Below are 14,601 nucleotides of genomic sequence, written 5' to 3'. Positions count from 1 at the left end.
TTCTACGGCTGGTTCGGCCTGATCACCTCGATGAGCTTCATCTACTACACCTATGTCTACATCGGCACCGTCGCCGCCATCGGCAAGTTCGACGTGCAGCTCGAGGAGGCGGCGCAGAGCCTCGGCACCCCGCCGGGCCGGGCGCGGATGAAGGTGATGCTGCCGGTGATCCTGCCCGCGATCCTCGCCTCGGCGCTGCTCGTCTTCACCATGACGGTGGGCAATTTCGCGATCTCGATCATCCTCAGCCACGGGCTGCCGCTCCTCTCGGTCTCCACCTACCAGGCGGCGGTCTCGGAGGGCACGACCAGCATCACCATGCAGAGCACGCTCGCCAGCGTCTCGGTGCTGATCGTGATGTCGGTCCTGTTCCTCAACCGCTGGATCGTGAGCCGGGGGCGCTACGAGATCGTGCAAGGCCGGGGTGCGCGCCCGGTGCCGCTCGAGGGCCTGCGCGGCCTGATGGTGGCGGCGCCCGCCGGGCTCGTGGTGGCGATCTCGCTCCTGCCGCTCGTCACCATCGCGCTCGGGGCCTTCACCAAGGCGCGCGGGCCGGTGATGCAATGGGGCAGCTGGACCTTCGAGAACCTCGAGCGGGTCTTCGTCACCGCCCCGGGGCCGCTCCTGAATTCGCTGCTCTATGCCGGTATCGCGACCTTCATCTCGATCGCCTTCAGCGCCGTGGTCAGCTACCTCGTGGTGAAGAAGCCCAACGTGCTGACCACCTGGGTCGACTACATCTCGGCCGTTCCGCTCGCCCTCTCGGGCACGGTGCTGGGCGTCGGCCTGCTCGCGGCCTTCAACGGCGGCTGGCTGCCGCTGACCGGCACCTCGGCGATCATCGTGATGGCCTATGTGGTGCGCCGGATGCCCTTCGGCATGCGGAACGCCCAGGCGACGCTGCACAATATCCCGAACTCGATCGAGGAGGCCTCGATCAGCCTCGGCTCGCCGCCGGTGCGGACCTTCTTTCGCGTGGTGCTGCCGATCATGCTGCCCGCGGTCGCCTCGGCCACCATCCTGACCTGGACCACGACGGTCGCCGAGCTCTCGGCCTCGATCCTGGTCTATTCGGGCGGGCGCGAGACGCTGCCGATCCAGATCTTCCGGCTGATCGACTCGGGCCTCATGGCCTATGCCTCGGCCTATGGGCTGGTGCTGGTCGCCGTGATCCTGATCCCCGTCATTCTCGCCAACCGGCTGTTCGGCATCGACGTCTTCTCGTCGAAATGACGGTCCCCGGGGCGGGCGCGCGCAGGCGCCCGCCCGCCTGATCCAACCCCAGCAGAGGAGAGACATCCCATGAAGTTCCATCCCATCGGCGCCGCCGCGCTGATCCTCGGAGCCGCCGGCGCCCCGGCCCTCGCGCAGGATCCGGTGCTCTACACCTCGAACCCGGTCCCGGCGGTCGAGGCGGTGCAGGCGCTCGTCCGCGACCGGCTCGAGGTCGAGCTCGGCGTCATCACCGGCGGCAGCGGCGTGCTGCTCCGCCGCATCGAGGCCGAGGCCGGCGCACCCCAGGGCGACGTCTTCTGGTCCTCTTCCGCCAATACGCTCGGCGCCTACGAGCCCTTCTTCGAGGCCTACAGCTCGCCGGAGCTCGCGGCGGTCTCGGAATCGCTGCGCTATCCGGGCGACCTCTTCCAGCCCTCGAACGTGCATGTGGTGACCATGCTGGTGAACACCGACCTGCTCGACGGCGCCGAGGTGCCCGCGAGCTGGGCCGAGCTCGCCGATCCCTCCTGGAACGGCCGGGTGATCATGCCCGATCCCGCCAACAGCTCGACCGGCTACACCATCGCCTGGGGGCTCGCGCATCTGCTCGACAAGGCGACCTTCGAGGCCCTGGTCTCCAATCTGGTGATCAGCGGCTCGTCCTCGGCGGTGCCGAAGGGGGCCGCCATGGGCGAATACGCCGTCGGCCTGACCTTCGAGACCAACAGCTACGCCTATGTGGACGGCGGCCAGGAGGAGCTGAAGCTGGTCTATCCCTCGGAAGGCACCTTCCTGACCGCCGATTATTCCGGCCTGGTCAAGGGCGCGCCCGCGGGCGAGACCGCGAAGAAGACCATCGACGCGCTGCTGTCGAAGGACGCGCAGATCGAGCTGCTGCAGGTCGCCTTCCGCCGCCCGAGCCGGACCGACATCAACGTGTCGGAATTCGTGGGACTGCCCGAGCTCGCCGACATCGAGGTCTTCCCCTTCGACGAGGCCGAAGCCGCCGCCGCGCGCGAGGCGTTCCTCGCGGAATGGGCCGCGCTGCCCAAGGCCGGCGACGTCGAATAGGCCAGCACCTCGGGGGCGGCCGCGGCGCTTCCGCCGCGGCCGCACGCCGTCGCGAGCCCGCGGAAATCCCCGCCCAGGGGACGCTTGCGGGAGGCGCGGGAGACGGGATCGGATCGCCGGCCCCGCCTGCGGCTTTCTTGTCGACAAATCGCATACAACGTGCATAATGGCGCGGACCAGAACGCCGATTCGCCGCGGCGGCACGGGCTCGCCCCCCAGACGACCATCCTCGAGGAGACATGACATGAGCGCGCAAATCTTCACCGGCTGCATGCCCGCCCTGATGACGCCCTGCAGGGAGGATCGCAGCCCCGACTTCGACGCCCTGGTCCGGAAGGGCGAGGAGCTGATCGCCGCCGGCATGTCGGCGGTGGTCTATTGCGGCTCGATGGGCGACTGGCCGCTGCTCACCGACGCGGAGCGCATGGAGGGCGTCGAGCGCCTGGTCGGCGCGGGCCTGCCGGTGATCGCCGGCACCGGCGCGGTCAATACCCGCTCGGCCGCCGCCCATGCCGCCCATGCCCAGAAGGTCGGCGCCAAGGGGCTGATGGTCATCCCGCGAGTCCTGTCGCGCGGCAGCGTCGTCGCCGCCCAGAAGGAGCATTTCAAGGCGATCCTCGCCGCCGCGCCCGAGCTGCCGGCGGTGATCTACAACAGCCCCTATTACGGCTTCGCCACCCGCGCCGACCTCTTCTTCGCGCTCCGGGCCGAGCATCCGAACCTCGTGGGTTTCAAGGAATTCGGCGGCGCGGCCGACATGCGCTATGCCGCCGAGAACATCACCAGCCGCGACGACGAGGTCTCGCTGATGATCGGCGTCGACACCTGCGTCTTCCACGGCTTCGTCAATTGCGGCGCCACCGGCGCGATCACCGGCATCGGCTGCGTGCTGCCCAAGGAGGTGCTGCATCTGGTCGCGCTCTGCCGGGCGGCGGCGCAGGGCGACATCGAGGCCCGGAGCCGGGCGCTGGAGCTCGAGGCGGCGCTCGCCGTGCTGTCGTCCTTCGACGAGGGGCCGGATCTCGTGCTCTACTTCAAGCACATGATGGTGCTGAAGGGCGATCCCGAGTACCGGCTGCATTTCAACGCGACCGACGCGCTGAGCGACAGCCAGCGCGGCTATGTCGAGGCGCAGCTGAGGCTCTTCGACGCATGGTATGCCGATTGGTCGAAGCAGCCGGGCGCCGTGCAGAAATACGCCGCCTGACGCCGGGGGCGCCCGGTCGTCCGCGATCGCAGCGGGTTCCGCCCGCTGCGATCCAGCCGGCGAGAACGGGATCCACGACCGCGCCGCCGCGCGGCCTGCCCGGGATCGCGGACCATCCGAAGAGACTTCCGATGAGCGAGAGCGAGACCACGATCCTGACCACCGCCGAGCTCGGCCGGCGCGTCGAGGCGATCCTGCGCGGGGCGGGTCTGAACGCGGTGCAGGCCGGCGCGGTGGCCCGGGTCATCGTCGCCGGCGAGCGCGACGCCTGCAAGTCGCACGGCATCTACCGCATCGAGGGCGTGCTGCGCACGGTGAAGGCGGGCAAGGTGGATCCGCAGGCCGTGCCGGAGCTGCTCGCGCAGGAGGCGCCGGCCATCCTGCGGGTCGACGCGCGCTCCGGCTTCGCCAATCCGGCGGTGGAGCTCGGCGCGCCCGCCCTGGCCGAGCGGGCGCGCAGGCTCGGCGTCGCCGCGCTCGTGATCAACGACTGCACGCATTTCTCGGCGCTCTGGCCCGAGGTCGAGCTCCTGACCGGCATGGGGCTCGCCGCGCTGGCGCTATGCCCGAGCTACGCCACCGTCGCCCCGACCGGCGGCAACCGCCCGCTGCTCGGCACCAATCCCCTCGCCTTCGGCTGGCCGCGCCCGGGCCGGACGCCCTATGTCTTCGACTTCGCCACCTCGGTCGCCGCCCGCGGCGAGATCGAGCTGCACCGCCGGGCCGGCCGGCCGCTGCCCGAGGGCTGGGCGATCGATGCCGACGGTCGCCCCACGACCAGCCCCGCCGCGGCGCTCGCGGGGGCGATGCTGCCCTTCGGCGGCCACAAGGGCTCGGCGATCGGGACCATGATCGAGCTGCTCGCAGGCATCATGATCGGCGACCTGACCAGCGCGGAGGCGCTCGAGCAGCTCGGCAGCACCGCGCTCTCGCCGGCGCATGGCGAGCTTCTCCTCGCCTTCTCGCCCGAGGCCTTCGCCGCGGGCCGGCCCGGCGCGCCCTTCGACCGCGCCGAGCGGCTCTTCGAGGCGATCGCCGGCCAGGGCGCGCGCCTGCCTTCCCGGCGCCGCTTCGCCGCACGCGCGAGGTCGGAAGCCGAGGGCATCCGCCTGACCGCCGCCGAGATCGCCCTGCTCGACCGGCTGCTCGCCCTCGGGCTGGACGCGGTGGCGTGACCGGGCATTTCCGCGCGCGGATGACCAGCGGGAGGTGAAACCCGCCCCCCTCCCCGCCCTGCGGCGCGCGCCTCCGGGCGACGAACCGGTGCGAGGCATTGCCTCGCCATTGCCGGATCGCGCAATGCCCCGGCCGGTCCGTTCGGCCGGAGGTCGCCTCAGAGCGCGATCTCCAGCCGCCCCTCCCCGGTGAAGAGCCGCTCGATCTGGCGCACGACCTGCTCGGCATGCGCCTGCGCCAGCCGGTCCGCGGCCTCGGCATCGCGCGCCGCGATCGCCGCGATCAGTGCCTCGTGCTCCTCCAGGAACGCCTGCGGGAGCCGGTCCCCGTAGGAGCGGTAATAGAGCCGCAGCAGCCGCCGGCCCTCGTCCAGGAGCCGGCTGAACAGGCCGAAGAAATAGCGGTTGCGGCCCGCTTCGGCGATCGCGGCGTGGAAGGCGGCATTGCCGGCGATCATGGCCAGCGCGTCCTGGGCCTCGACCGCCGCGGCGAAGGCGGCCTGCCGCGCGCGGATCGCCTCGAGATCCTCCGGCCGGTGATGCAGGGCCGCCAGCCGGCTGGTCACCCGGTACATCAGCACCATCGCGTCGAAGAGCGGCTGCATGTTCAGGAAGTCGATGTTCGCGACCATCGTCGAGCGGTTGGGCAGGGTCTCGATCAGGCCCTCGCCGGCCAGCCGCACCAGCGCCTCGCGCACCGGGGTGCGCGAGGTCCCGAACCGCTGGGCGAGCTGCGTCTCGTCCACGGGGCTGCCCGGCGCCAGCGCGAGATCGAGGATCTCGTCGCGGAGCAGGTCGTAGATCATCTTCGCGCCGGAGCCGCGCCTGCGCTCCGGAAGGGGATTGGAAGCCGGTCCGGTCATGGGCGTCCCTTTTGTCGACGCCATGTATACTTGCCCGGCCCGTCCCGATCAACCGCAACCGCGGCCGGCACCGGTTGCGGGGCGAACGGGCCCCTTTGGAACGGGGGTGTGAAACGACCGGCCGAGCGCATCAGCCTCGCCGCCCAAGTGCCTGGCGAAGGGGGCTGGATTCGAACCAGCGTGGGGTTGTCCCGACGGATCGACGCCCGCATGGCACCCCTTGAGATCTTTGGAAAGAAGGGCAGAAATTCTTGCGCCGACCTGCGGCAGTCGCCCGCGAGCTCGCGCGCCGGCGTGTCCGCGATGTGCGTCGGCGACATCGCAATGCCGGTCGGCCCGAAGATCAGCCCCTTCAGCGGCGCCGGCGTCGACGTCCCGAGGCGCTTCGATCGACGCGGTGCTTTCTGGAAGACTCATCCGCCGCGCTATCCCAGGCAGACGGGGCATACCGAACTTGGCCGAAGAACGGGTGCCTAGTCATAGACGATATCGCCCGCCTCGTACCCGAGTTCGGCCGCGGCATCGGCAACGGACTTTCCGGTCGCCAAGGCATGCTTGGCGATTTTCGCGGCATTCTCATAGCCCAAAATGGGCACGAGGCCGGTCGCCAGAACGAGGCTGTTGTTCAGAAGGCTCCGGCAATGGGCCTCGTTGGCGGCGATCCCGACGACGCATCGATCGGTAAGACACCGCATGGCCCGCTTGAGCATTCGGATCGACTGGAGGATGTTGAAGATCGCGACCGGCTCGAAGGCGTTGAGCTGCAACTGGCCGGCCTCGGCGGCCATGGTCACCGTCAGGTCGTTGCCGATGACCTGGAACGCCACCTGGTTCACCACCTCGGGGATCACCGGATTGACCTTGCCGGGCATGATCGAGGAGCCGGCCTGGACCGGAGGCAGGACGATCTCGCCCAGACCGGCCCGTGGTCCGCTGCTGAGCAGCCGCAGGTCGTTGCAGATCTTGGACAGCTTCACCGCAACCCGCTTCAGGACGCCGGAAAACATCACGAAGGCGCCCAGGTCCGACGACGCCTCGATCAGGTTGCGCGCCAGCTTCAGCTCTAGGCCGACGACGCGCGAGAGCTCGGCGACCGCGATCCCGGGATATTCCGGCGGCGTATTGATGCTGGTGCCGATGGCCGTGCCGCCGAGGTTCACCTCGCGAAGCAGGAGCGAGATCTCCCCGATCCGCTCGATGTCCTCCTCGATCGTGTTGGCGAACGACCGGAACTCCTGCCCGAGGGTCATGGGCACCGCATCCTGGAGCTGGGTGCGCCCGACCTTGTGCACGTGGTCGAACTCCACCGCCTTGGCCTCGAACGCGTCGGACAGCCGCCGCTGCTCGAGCGTGAGGCTGTCGACGTTGCGCAGGATCGCGAGGCGCAGCGCCGTGGGATAGACGTCGTTCGTGGACTGTGACTTGTTCACGTCGTCGTTGGGGTGCAGATGCTGGTAGGCCCCGAGCGCATGGCCCATCTTCGCCAGGGCGATGTTGGCGATCACCTCGTTGGCATTCATGTTGCTGGACGTACCGGCGCCGCCCTGGATCATGTCGACGATGAACTGGTCGTGATGGGCCCCGCCGATGATCTCGTCGCAGGCGTCCTGGATCGCCCGGGCTCTTTCGGCGTCGAGCACGCCCAGTTTCGTGTTTGCGGCCGCAGCAGCCTTCTTGACCTGGGCCAAAGCGATCACCAGCTCGGGAAACTCCGAAACCGGGACGCCGGAGATGAAGAAGTTCTTGTAGGCGCGCATCGAGTGGACGCCGTACTTGGCCTCCGCCGGCACCTCGAACTCGCCAAGAGAATCCCGTTCGATTCGCATTGCGCTTCCCCCCGAATGCATCGACACCACTAGGCCAGTGAAAGAATTGCTTGGCAACGGGTTCGGCCGCGTCCGCCGCGGAAAGCGTCGGCGGCGCGACCCGACCCGGTCGCCCCGATCGGAGGGTTCCCCCCTTGTCCATCCTGCTGATCCACACCGGAGGCACCATCGGCATGATCGCGACCGCCGACGGATTCGCACCCGGCTACGGCGTGGTCGAAGGCTGTATCGATGATCTGCTGCGTCGCGGGGAGGTGTCGGGCCGGGTCACCGTCCACACCGTGACGCCACAGATCGACAGCGCCAATGCCACGCCGGAAGACTGGAACCGCGTCGTCCGCCTCATCGAGGAAGGCTACGAAAGCTTCGACGCCTTTGTCGTCACCCACGGCACGGACACGCTTGCCTATACCGCCGCGGCGCTCTGCTTCGCGCTCGAGGGGCTTGCAAAGCCGGTGATCGTGACCGGATCGATGCTGCCGCTGACCGTTGCCGGGAGCGACGGGCGAGACAACCTGCGGGAGGCTCTGAGCGTGGCGCACAGCGCGCCCGCGGGTGTCTGGGTGCAGTTCGCGGGCAAACTCCTGCATGGCGGCCGTGTGCGCAAGTCGCACTCCCGCCACTTCGACGCCTTCGCCGCCGAGCCGACCGAAATGGCCCCGCGCTACGGCGGCGGGACGCTGCGGTGCCACGCGTTCGGCGCGCCCGACGTCGCCATTCTGGCCTTCGCTCCCGGGGTCTCGGCCCGGGTCTTTCAGTTGGCGTTGCGCCATTGCGAAGGGGTGGTCCTGCGATGCTATGGATCCGGCACCGCCCCGGAGCAAAGGGAGCTGGCGGAAGGCCTCAAGGTCGCGGCCGATCGCCGCATCCCGGTCGTTGCGGTCAGCCAATGCCCGGAAGGCGGGATGGCGCTGGGCACCTATGCCGCCGGTTCCATCCTCCGCGACGGCGGCGTGATCGACGGACGCGACATGACGGTTGAAGCTGCATTTACCAAGCTGCTATTCGCCCTTACGGTCAGCGAAGACCCAGGCAGGCAGCGCGACCTTCTGGTCTCCGCGCTTTGTGGCGAGTTCACCCCCGAGCGATAGCGCGGGCCGGCCTCATCGAGAGCCCTGGCCCTGGCGCGAACTCAAGACCGCCCACGATCTAGTGCGGGTAGTGAGAGACGTAGGAGCCATGTCGGGCATCGAGTTCGCAGACGACCCCGTCCACCCCTTCGCCAAACAGGGCACGCTTCTCTAGCGTCAGGCCATCTCCTGAACGACGGCTGGTGGAGGGGGCTGGATTCGAACCAGCGTAGGGTTACCCCGACGGATTTACAGTCCGTTGCATTTGACCGCTCTGCCACCCCTCCGAGAGTGGACTTTCTTATTGCCCGGCAAGGGTTTGGTCGGCGAGGCTAAACGAGAACGAAGCGGGTCCGAAATGGCGTTTGCCAAACCGTTTGCCAAATTCGTTCGCGCTTCACCCCGCTGCCGGTCCGGCGGCGGGGATAGCGGGTTCCGCCGGTGGTTGCAACTTCAATATCATCGCGTCGGCGATGCGGGGGTCCTGGGCGAGGTAGATGTCGAGCATCTTGGCGGCGTAGCTGGGCTTCCAGCCCATGTGCGCGGCCAGCATGTCGAGGCCGAAGCCGGCGCGCACCAGACGGGTGCAGGCGGTGCCGCGCAGGTCGTAGAGCGTCAGGTGCTCGGGCTGGCCCTTGCGCACCCCCTTCTCCTTGACGCCGAGCCGGCCGCCCTTCCCGCTGCGCAGGCCGAGGCCATCCAGCACCGCCGAAACCTCTTTCGACAGATGCTCCTCGTCCCACGGCTTGCCGGTGGCGGTCACGAGGATCAGGAGCTGGTCCGTCGAGGTCGAGTCGATGATCTCGGCGGCCAGCGCGGTCAGCGGTATGATCACCCTGGTCTTGCGTCTGCTCTTGTTGGTCTTGAGGTTGATCACCCGCTGACCGGTCTCGGTAGTCTCGATGTGGTTCCGCGTGAGCCGCACCAGATCGCCGGGCCGGAGTGCGGTCTCCGCCATCAGCAGCGCCGCCCGCGACAGCGCCGGGTAGGCGGCGGCGAGGAAGGCTTCGAGCTCGCCGCGGTGCCAGATGATCTCGTCGCGGTCCGAGCCTTCGTAGTAAAGCGGCGCCCCGTTGAGCGGGTTGAGCGCCAGCACCTGGCGGTTTTTCACCCCCCAGCTCAGCACGCGCTTGAACGGGGTCAGCCGGTGGTCGGCGCTCTTGCCGATCCAGTTCTTCTCGATCCAGTTCAGCACCGCGTTGCGGAACTTCGGGCTCTCCAGCACCTGGTAGGGGGTCTTGCCCCACCGGGCCTGCACGTCGATGAGGCCCTTGCTGTAGTCGCCCTGGGTCCGGCCGCTCAGCTTCTTCCATTGCGCGCTGTTCATGTAGTCGCGGACCAGCCCGTCGAGCGTGCCGCGGCCGCTACCTGCCAACGCCGCCTTCTCGATGCCGAGCGCCGCCTCGTACGCCGCGAGATACTCCGGCGAGCCGAGCGCGATCCCCATGTCCGAATGCCAGAACGCCGGTAGCTTCTTGCCGCGAATGAAGTGGTATTCGCGGATGGTGCCATCCGCCAATTTTTGTCTGGTCTTCTTGATCCCTTTCAGAACGACACGCGTCATTTCCGCCACCCCCACCTCATCTATCCGTTCTCTCGGAGCCACGCGTCAACTGGATCCTCGGCTGCGGCCTCGGGCGCCGCCCCGGTGAGCGGCTGCGTCAGCACCCTGATCCCGCGCCCCTCGAGCAGCTCGAAGCCATGGACGGTCAGCCCCAGGCGCTGCGCGAGGCGCACGTAGCGCTCCACCCGCGCCTCCTGCGAGTTGCTGGCTGCCGCCGCGCACGGGCGGGTGATGCGCTCGATCTTAGACACGGGAACTCTCTCCGACGGGTTAACTTCAGGGCGGAGATTGGTCTGCTGCCCGGCGGACGAAGGCGGCCGCGAGGATGGTTCGACGGGTCAGCGCCGCAGCATCGCCAGCCCGCCGCGCGCCACGTCGCCGAGCAGGATCGCGGGGATCAGCACCAGCGCCATGCTCTTGATGTCCGGCGGGATGTCGTGGATCTCGAGCCGCAGCCCGAAGAGCGGGTTGGCGATCGACACCGCGAAGATCGACGCCCACCAGACCCCGTATGGCACCACGATCAGCAGCCGGCCGACCCGCGTCGCACTGGCGCGGTCCTGCGCCTCGATAACGGCGATCGCCCGGGCGCCCTCGAGTCGCTTGATCAGAAGGTCGGCCTCGATCCGCTCCTGGTCGTTGGCCGCATCGAGCCGCGCCCGGTAGGCACGCTCGAGGGGCGCGGCGATCGCGTCGACGCCGCCGCCGACGAGCCAGCGGAGCAGCGTGCCGATCACGGGCGCCTGCCCGGAGGCGTGGTGGTGATAGTCCGCAGGATGAAGTTCACCAGGACGGATCCGAGCACGACGTAGCTGCGCCAGGCCTCCGGCAGGACCTCGGACAGGCCGGCCGCCTGGAGCTCGGCGAGAAGCTCGAGGGCGAGGTAGAGCACGCCGATCGCGGCGTTCACGGCGTAGGTGCGATAGCCCTTCAGCATGTCAGATCTCCAGGGCGGCGCGGGCATAGGCCCGGGCACGGCTGCGGTTGTTGGCGGAGCGGAGCGCGGCGATGACGATCACCACGGCGACGATGACGCCGGCGACGGCGAGAACCGACAGCGGGAGCGTGGTGACCGCGTCCTGCGTCGAGGCGGCCGCGGAACCGCCGGCGGCGCCGGCGGCGGCCGTCGCGTCTTTCCTCGCGGTTGCCGCGGCCTTGTTCCCTTCGTTCCGCAGCGTCTCGGCGACGGGCCGGCCGGTGGCGGCGAGCCACATCTTGGCCGCCCGCGCCTCGATGTCAGAGACCCGGTTCGCCCAGCCGCGCCCGAAGGTCCTCCAGGTGCCGAGGCCCTTCAGGAAGCCCAGCCGGGCGGCGCAGGCGCGCTGGATCACCGCGACGCCGTCCTTCGCAGCCTGGGCGGCCGCAATGGTCTTCGTTCCGATCTTGCCGTCAGGGGCGACGCCGACGGCGGACTGGAACCACCGAGGCCCCCGCCCTACCCCACTGTTCACCGACGCGTCATAGACGACGAGATCGTATCCTGGCGCGAGCCGGCCGGCGCCGGACGCCGCCCAGTAGTCGCGCAGGTAGATCGCATGCACCTCGTCCTGGTCGATGCTGTAGACATCGCGCGTGGCCAGCCCGCGCCCGCGTCGGTAGGCGTCGTAGACGCGCTGCGTTACGCCGTAGGCGGTGCGCCCGCCCGGGTCCTTGGGGTGGTCGACCTTGCCGCCTTCCCACTTCGCGGTGACGGCGTGGCAGGCGCGGAACTGCGCGAGGGAGATGCTGACCCGATCCATCTGTCTCTCTTTCGAGGGCTCAGGATGGATATCGGGCCCGGGTGCTCAGGCTGCGGCGCGGCCGTCGAATTCCCTCAGCAGCCGGTCGGTGGAGATCTGCTCGAGGTCGTATTCGCCGTCGTGCGCGTCGTGGAGCATGACGACTCCCGACCATTCGTGGGGCGCGTCGGGCGGCGGCGCCGAGCGGAAGGTGCCGGCGCAGAGGGCGGAGATGCTCTGCCTGAACGGGAGGCTGGCGGTGCGATGGTGGAACTGGTGGGTGTGCCCCCAGACCGCGGAGAAGGGCAGCTTGGCGGGCCAGGAACCAATCTGGATCGGCTTCCGGTTGCCGGGGCTCTCGAAGCAATGCGCGAAGGTGATGCCGGCGATCTTCACGGGCCGGAGGTAGGGATGCCACTCGATGCCGCGCCGGGCGACGGCATCGGCGATCGCCTGGTCGTCGATGAACCCTTGAAGCGCCGGATGAAGCTTCGGGATGCGCTCGAGGCGCTCCTCGTGGTTCCCGGCCAGGAAGACCATCCGCGGCTTGTACTGCCGCTCGTGATGCCCGGTGCGGCGCTGGCGCGCGTTGTAGCGGTTGAGGTCCGAGAGGACAGCGTCGAGCGCCTGGCAGCCCGACTCGATGTCGGCGACGACGCGGAGGCCTTCGCGCTTGGTGGGCTGGTCACCGGTGCCGAGCGGCGACGGCGCTTTGTGCGCAGCGAGGCTCGGCATGTCCCACCAGTCGCCGATCCAGACGATCGCCTGCGGGCGCCGGCTCATGATGAAGCGGCCGAGGGCGTAGGCTCGGTCGAGGCGGTCGGATTGGCGCCAGTGAGCGTCGGGGATGACGAGGATGTCGATCGGCAGTTCCATCTACTGGATTACCGCCTCCTGCAGTCTTACGGCCCTACCGCCAGGAGCTTCGCCGCGATCCCGGCGATGTCCGAGTTGCCGAGAGCGATCGCCGTCGAGGCGCCGAGCCCGAGCCAGAAGATCTGCTTGAGCCGCAGGTCGATCGCCTTGAGAGCCTTCGACATGTCGGCGCTCATCGAGCGCAACTCGGCGATCTCGCGATCGTGGTAGTCGCTCCTCGCTTCGAGCCGGATCAGCCGCTCGGCTTCGGTCATGGGCATGATGCGGCTCGGGCTCCAAGGCACAGGTCTATGCCCTGGATATCGGGCCCCGCCTCTTCGAGTGGCGGCATTATCCGGCGGAAATGTCGATGATTCCGCCTTTGAGATCGCCGGCGACGTGCCAGGCGCCGTCGAACCAGAAGAGCCGCGGCGCGCCCGGATTGTAGGCGAGGAGCTTCATGCCCGACGGCGCCAGCCTGGTGTTGCCGTGGCTCTTCGACGAGGCCGTGGTCCAGGTCGCCAGATCGCCCGAGGATTTCACGAAGCCCTCACCCGTGGTGCCGATCGCGACCCATCCGCCGCCGGCCCGGATCATGTCGGCCGCGCCGACCATGCTGAGCGTGGTCCAGCCCGGGAATTCCGGATCGTTGTTGCGCTGCCAGACTTCGCCGCCCGACATCAGCAGGAGCGTGCCACCCGGGTCGTCGAAGGCGGCGAGGACGGTCTGCGGCAGGGTGTAGGTCGCCTCCTCGTCGGAGATGAAGATCTTGCCGCCACCCCAGGCCGTCCCGCCTTCCGTGATGCCGGCGGCGTCGAAGCTCAGGGCCCGCTCGAACTCCAGACCCGCCGGCGACAGCTTGTAGAGCGACCCGCTGACGGCGACGCGGCCGCCTCCGATCGCGGTGACGTCCATCGTCTCGACGGCCCGGACGACCTCGAGGCGGCAGTTGTCGACGTAGACGTCTGCCGGCGTGCCGGTCGCCTTGATGACGCAGCGGAGCGCGTTGGTCGGCACGTAGCCTACCGAGGCAGCGATCCGTTCCCAGGTGGGCTCGTTGCGGTCGGCAGAGGCAAGGACGACCCAGCCATTGCCCCAGCCGATCGCCGCGCCCGTGGTCTCCGAGGTGCCGTTATAGACGGACCACCCGCCAGCCTCGCCGCCCGGATAGTCGCTGATCGGAAACTTCCATCCGACCGGGATGTCGAGCGAGATCGTGCCGGGATGGGTCGCGCTCGTGAGCGTCAGTGAAAACGGCTTCCGAAAAGCCTTGTCGCGGATATTCGCGGCGCCGGATGAGACCCCCTCCTGCATCACCCGCTCGGACGTCCACTGCCGCCACGCGCCATCGATCCGCAGCCAGACCCGGAAGGAAAAATCCGTGTCATAGACTGAGCCGAGCTTCCGGATCGTGTGGTTCATTGAAATCTTGGCGGTGTCGACATTATCCGGGAGGCTCTCGGTTCCGCCGATCGTGAGCAGGCTGAGAAGGTCGCTATCCTGCTTCGCGGCAGGCTGCCGGTCGCCGGGGCGGAAATACGGCAGGCCAGGAATGAGGCACTCGAGCCGCAGCTTTGCTGTCCCGCCGTCACCGAAGACGTCGCCAGAGAAGGAGAGGGTTCCGCCGGCGATCGCGGCCCTCTCGGCCGGCGTCAGGGTGACGTTCTGGGCGACCTCGAAGGCCCCCGAGGTGAAGTAGATCCAGTCGCGACGCAGGTAGCTCACGCCATCGGTGGGGATGACGTGCTCGACGAAACCGTCGCGCGGGCTGTCGCCGGAGATCGTTACCCAGTCGGAAAGGCCGGCTTCGAAGCTGCCGTTGACGAAGTCCTCGATCGGGAGATTCGTCTCTCCCTGCACCGCGAGCTCGCGCCAAGAGGTGAGATCCTGGCTGTAGCTGACCGACGTCGCGGTCGCGACGTAGAACCCCTCGCCGGTCACGGCGAACCCGATCGGCGCCGCCGGCGATCCGACATGCTGCGCCCAGGTCGCCCCTCCGTCCTCCGAGATGCTGATCGAGCCGGAGTGGAGGGCATA

Annotated in this window: 15 protein-coding genes and 1 tRNA gene; 5 read left to right on the top strand and 11 right to left on the bottom strand. The window is 68.7% G+C overall.

What is annotated here, in order from left to right; translation table 11 throughout:
- The 4 genes from V7050_RS10460 to V7050_RS10445 all read left to right on the top strand — a co-directional run.
- Positions 1–1,233 (top strand): ABC transporter permease (locus V7050_RS10460; RefSeq protein ID WP_324410516.1); only part of this gene is annotated, 1,233 nt, incomplete at its 5' end.
- Between the two features lie 69 nt (positions 1,234–1,302).
- Positions 1,303–2,286 (top strand): extracellular solute-binding protein, encoded by a 984-nt coding sequence (locus tag V7050_RS10455; RefSeq protein WP_324374751.1) that lies wholly within the window; start codon positions 1,303–1,305, stop codon positions 2,284–2,286.
- A 244-nt stretch (positions 2,287–2,530) separates the two neighbouring features.
- Positions 2,531–3,493, top strand: coding sequence for a dihydrodipicolinate synthase family protein (locus V7050_RS10450; RefSeq protein WP_324364703.1), 963 nt, complete (start codon positions 2,531–2,533; stop codon positions 3,491–3,493).
- Positions 3,494–3,624: 131 nt separating this feature from the next.
- The gene (locus tag V7050_RS10445; protein ID WP_324364705.1) at positions 3,625–4,668 is read left to right on the top strand and encodes an Ldh family oxidoreductase; all 1,044 of its coding nucleotides are present in this window, start codon (positions 3,625–3,627) and stop codon (positions 4,666–4,668) included.
- Between the two features lie 158 nt (positions 4,669–4,826).
- On the opposite strand, the gene V7050_RS10440 is transcribed toward V7050_RS10445, so the two are convergent.
- Both V7050_RS10440 and V7050_RS10435 read right to left on the bottom strand, forming a co-directional pair.
- A complete protein-coding gene (locus tag V7050_RS10440) occupies positions 4,827–5,531 on the bottom strand; it encodes a GntR family transcriptional regulator (RefSeq protein ID WP_324364707.1) in 705 nt (234 codons plus the stop codon).
- A gap of 473 nt (positions 5,532–6,004) precedes the next feature.
- On the bottom strand, positions 6,005–7,357 hold the full coding sequence (locus V7050_RS10435; protein ID WP_324364709.1) for an aspartate ammonia-lyase: 1,353 nt from the start codon (positions 7,355–7,357) through the stop codon (positions 6,005–6,007).
- A gap of 134 nt (positions 7,358–7,491) precedes the next feature.
- Here V7050_RS10435 and V7050_RS10430 point away from each other — a divergent pair, with 134 nt between their 5' ends.
- Complete coding sequence (locus V7050_RS10430; RefSeq protein WP_324364711.1) at positions 7,492–8,448, top strand: asparaginase; 957 nt, start codon at positions 7,492–7,494, stop codon at positions 8,446–8,448.
- Between the two features lie 180 nt (positions 8,449–8,628).
- Here V7050_RS10430 and V7050_RS10425 read toward each other — a convergent pair.
- The 9 genes from V7050_RS10425 to V7050_RS10385 form a co-directional block, all read right to left on the bottom strand.
- Positions 8,629–8,714, bottom strand: a tRNA-Tyr gene (locus tag V7050_RS10425).
- A 110-nt stretch (positions 8,715–8,824) separates the two neighbouring features.
- On the bottom strand, positions 8,825–9,991 hold the full coding sequence (locus V7050_RS10420) for a tyrosine-type recombinase/integrase (RefSeq protein WP_324364713.1): 1,167 nt from the start codon (positions 9,989–9,991) through the stop codon (positions 8,825–8,827).
- A 20-nt stretch (positions 9,992–10,011) separates the two neighbouring features.
- Entirely contained in the window at positions 10,012–10,242 is a 231-nt protein-coding gene (locus tag V7050_RS10415; protein WP_324364715.1) for a hypothetical protein, read from the bottom strand.
- Positions 10,243–10,329: 87 nt separating this feature from the next.
- A complete protein-coding gene (locus tag V7050_RS10410; RefSeq protein WP_324364717.1) occupies positions 10,330–10,728 on the bottom strand; it encodes a hypothetical protein in 399 nt (132 codons plus the stop codon).
- Complete coding sequence (locus tag V7050_RS10405) at positions 10,725–10,928, bottom strand: hypothetical protein (protein ID WP_324364719.1); 204 nt, start codon at positions 10,926–10,928, stop codon at positions 10,725–10,727. Before V7050_RS10405 ends, V7050_RS10410 begins: the two co-directional genes overlap by 4 nt.
- Position 10,929: 1 nt before the next feature.
- Positions 10,930–11,730: a glycoside hydrolase family 108 protein gene (locus tag V7050_RS10400; RefSeq protein WP_324364721.1), complete on the bottom strand. Its 801-nt coding sequence runs from the start codon at positions 11,728–11,730 to the stop codon at positions 10,930–10,932.
- A 45-nt stretch (positions 11,731–11,775) separates the two neighbouring features.
- Positions 11,776–12,585 carry a hypothetical protein gene (locus V7050_RS10395; RefSeq protein WP_324364723.1) on the bottom strand — a complete coding sequence of 270 codons (810 nt, stop codon included), beginning with the start codon at positions 12,583–12,585 and terminating at the stop codon, positions 11,776–11,778.
- 26 nt (positions 12,586–12,611) lie between these two features.
- On the bottom strand, positions 12,612–12,845 hold the full coding sequence (locus V7050_RS10390) for a hypothetical protein (protein ID WP_324364725.1): 234 nt from the start codon (positions 12,843–12,845) through the stop codon (positions 12,612–12,614).
- A gap of 70 nt (positions 12,846–12,915) precedes the next feature.
- On the bottom strand, positions 12,916–14,601 hold a 1,686-nt coding region (locus tag V7050_RS10385; protein WP_324374748.1), incomplete at its 5' end, for a hypothetical protein.

Origin of the sequence: Amaricoccus sp., from assembly GCF_036846665.1 — a bacterium.
Lineage (GTDB): Bacteria > Pseudomonadota > Alphaproteobacteria > Rhodobacterales > Rhodobacteraceae > Amaricoccus.
The sequence above is the reverse complement of the archived record's forward strand: the minus strand, read 5'-3'. Positions and strand labels throughout refer to the sequence as shown.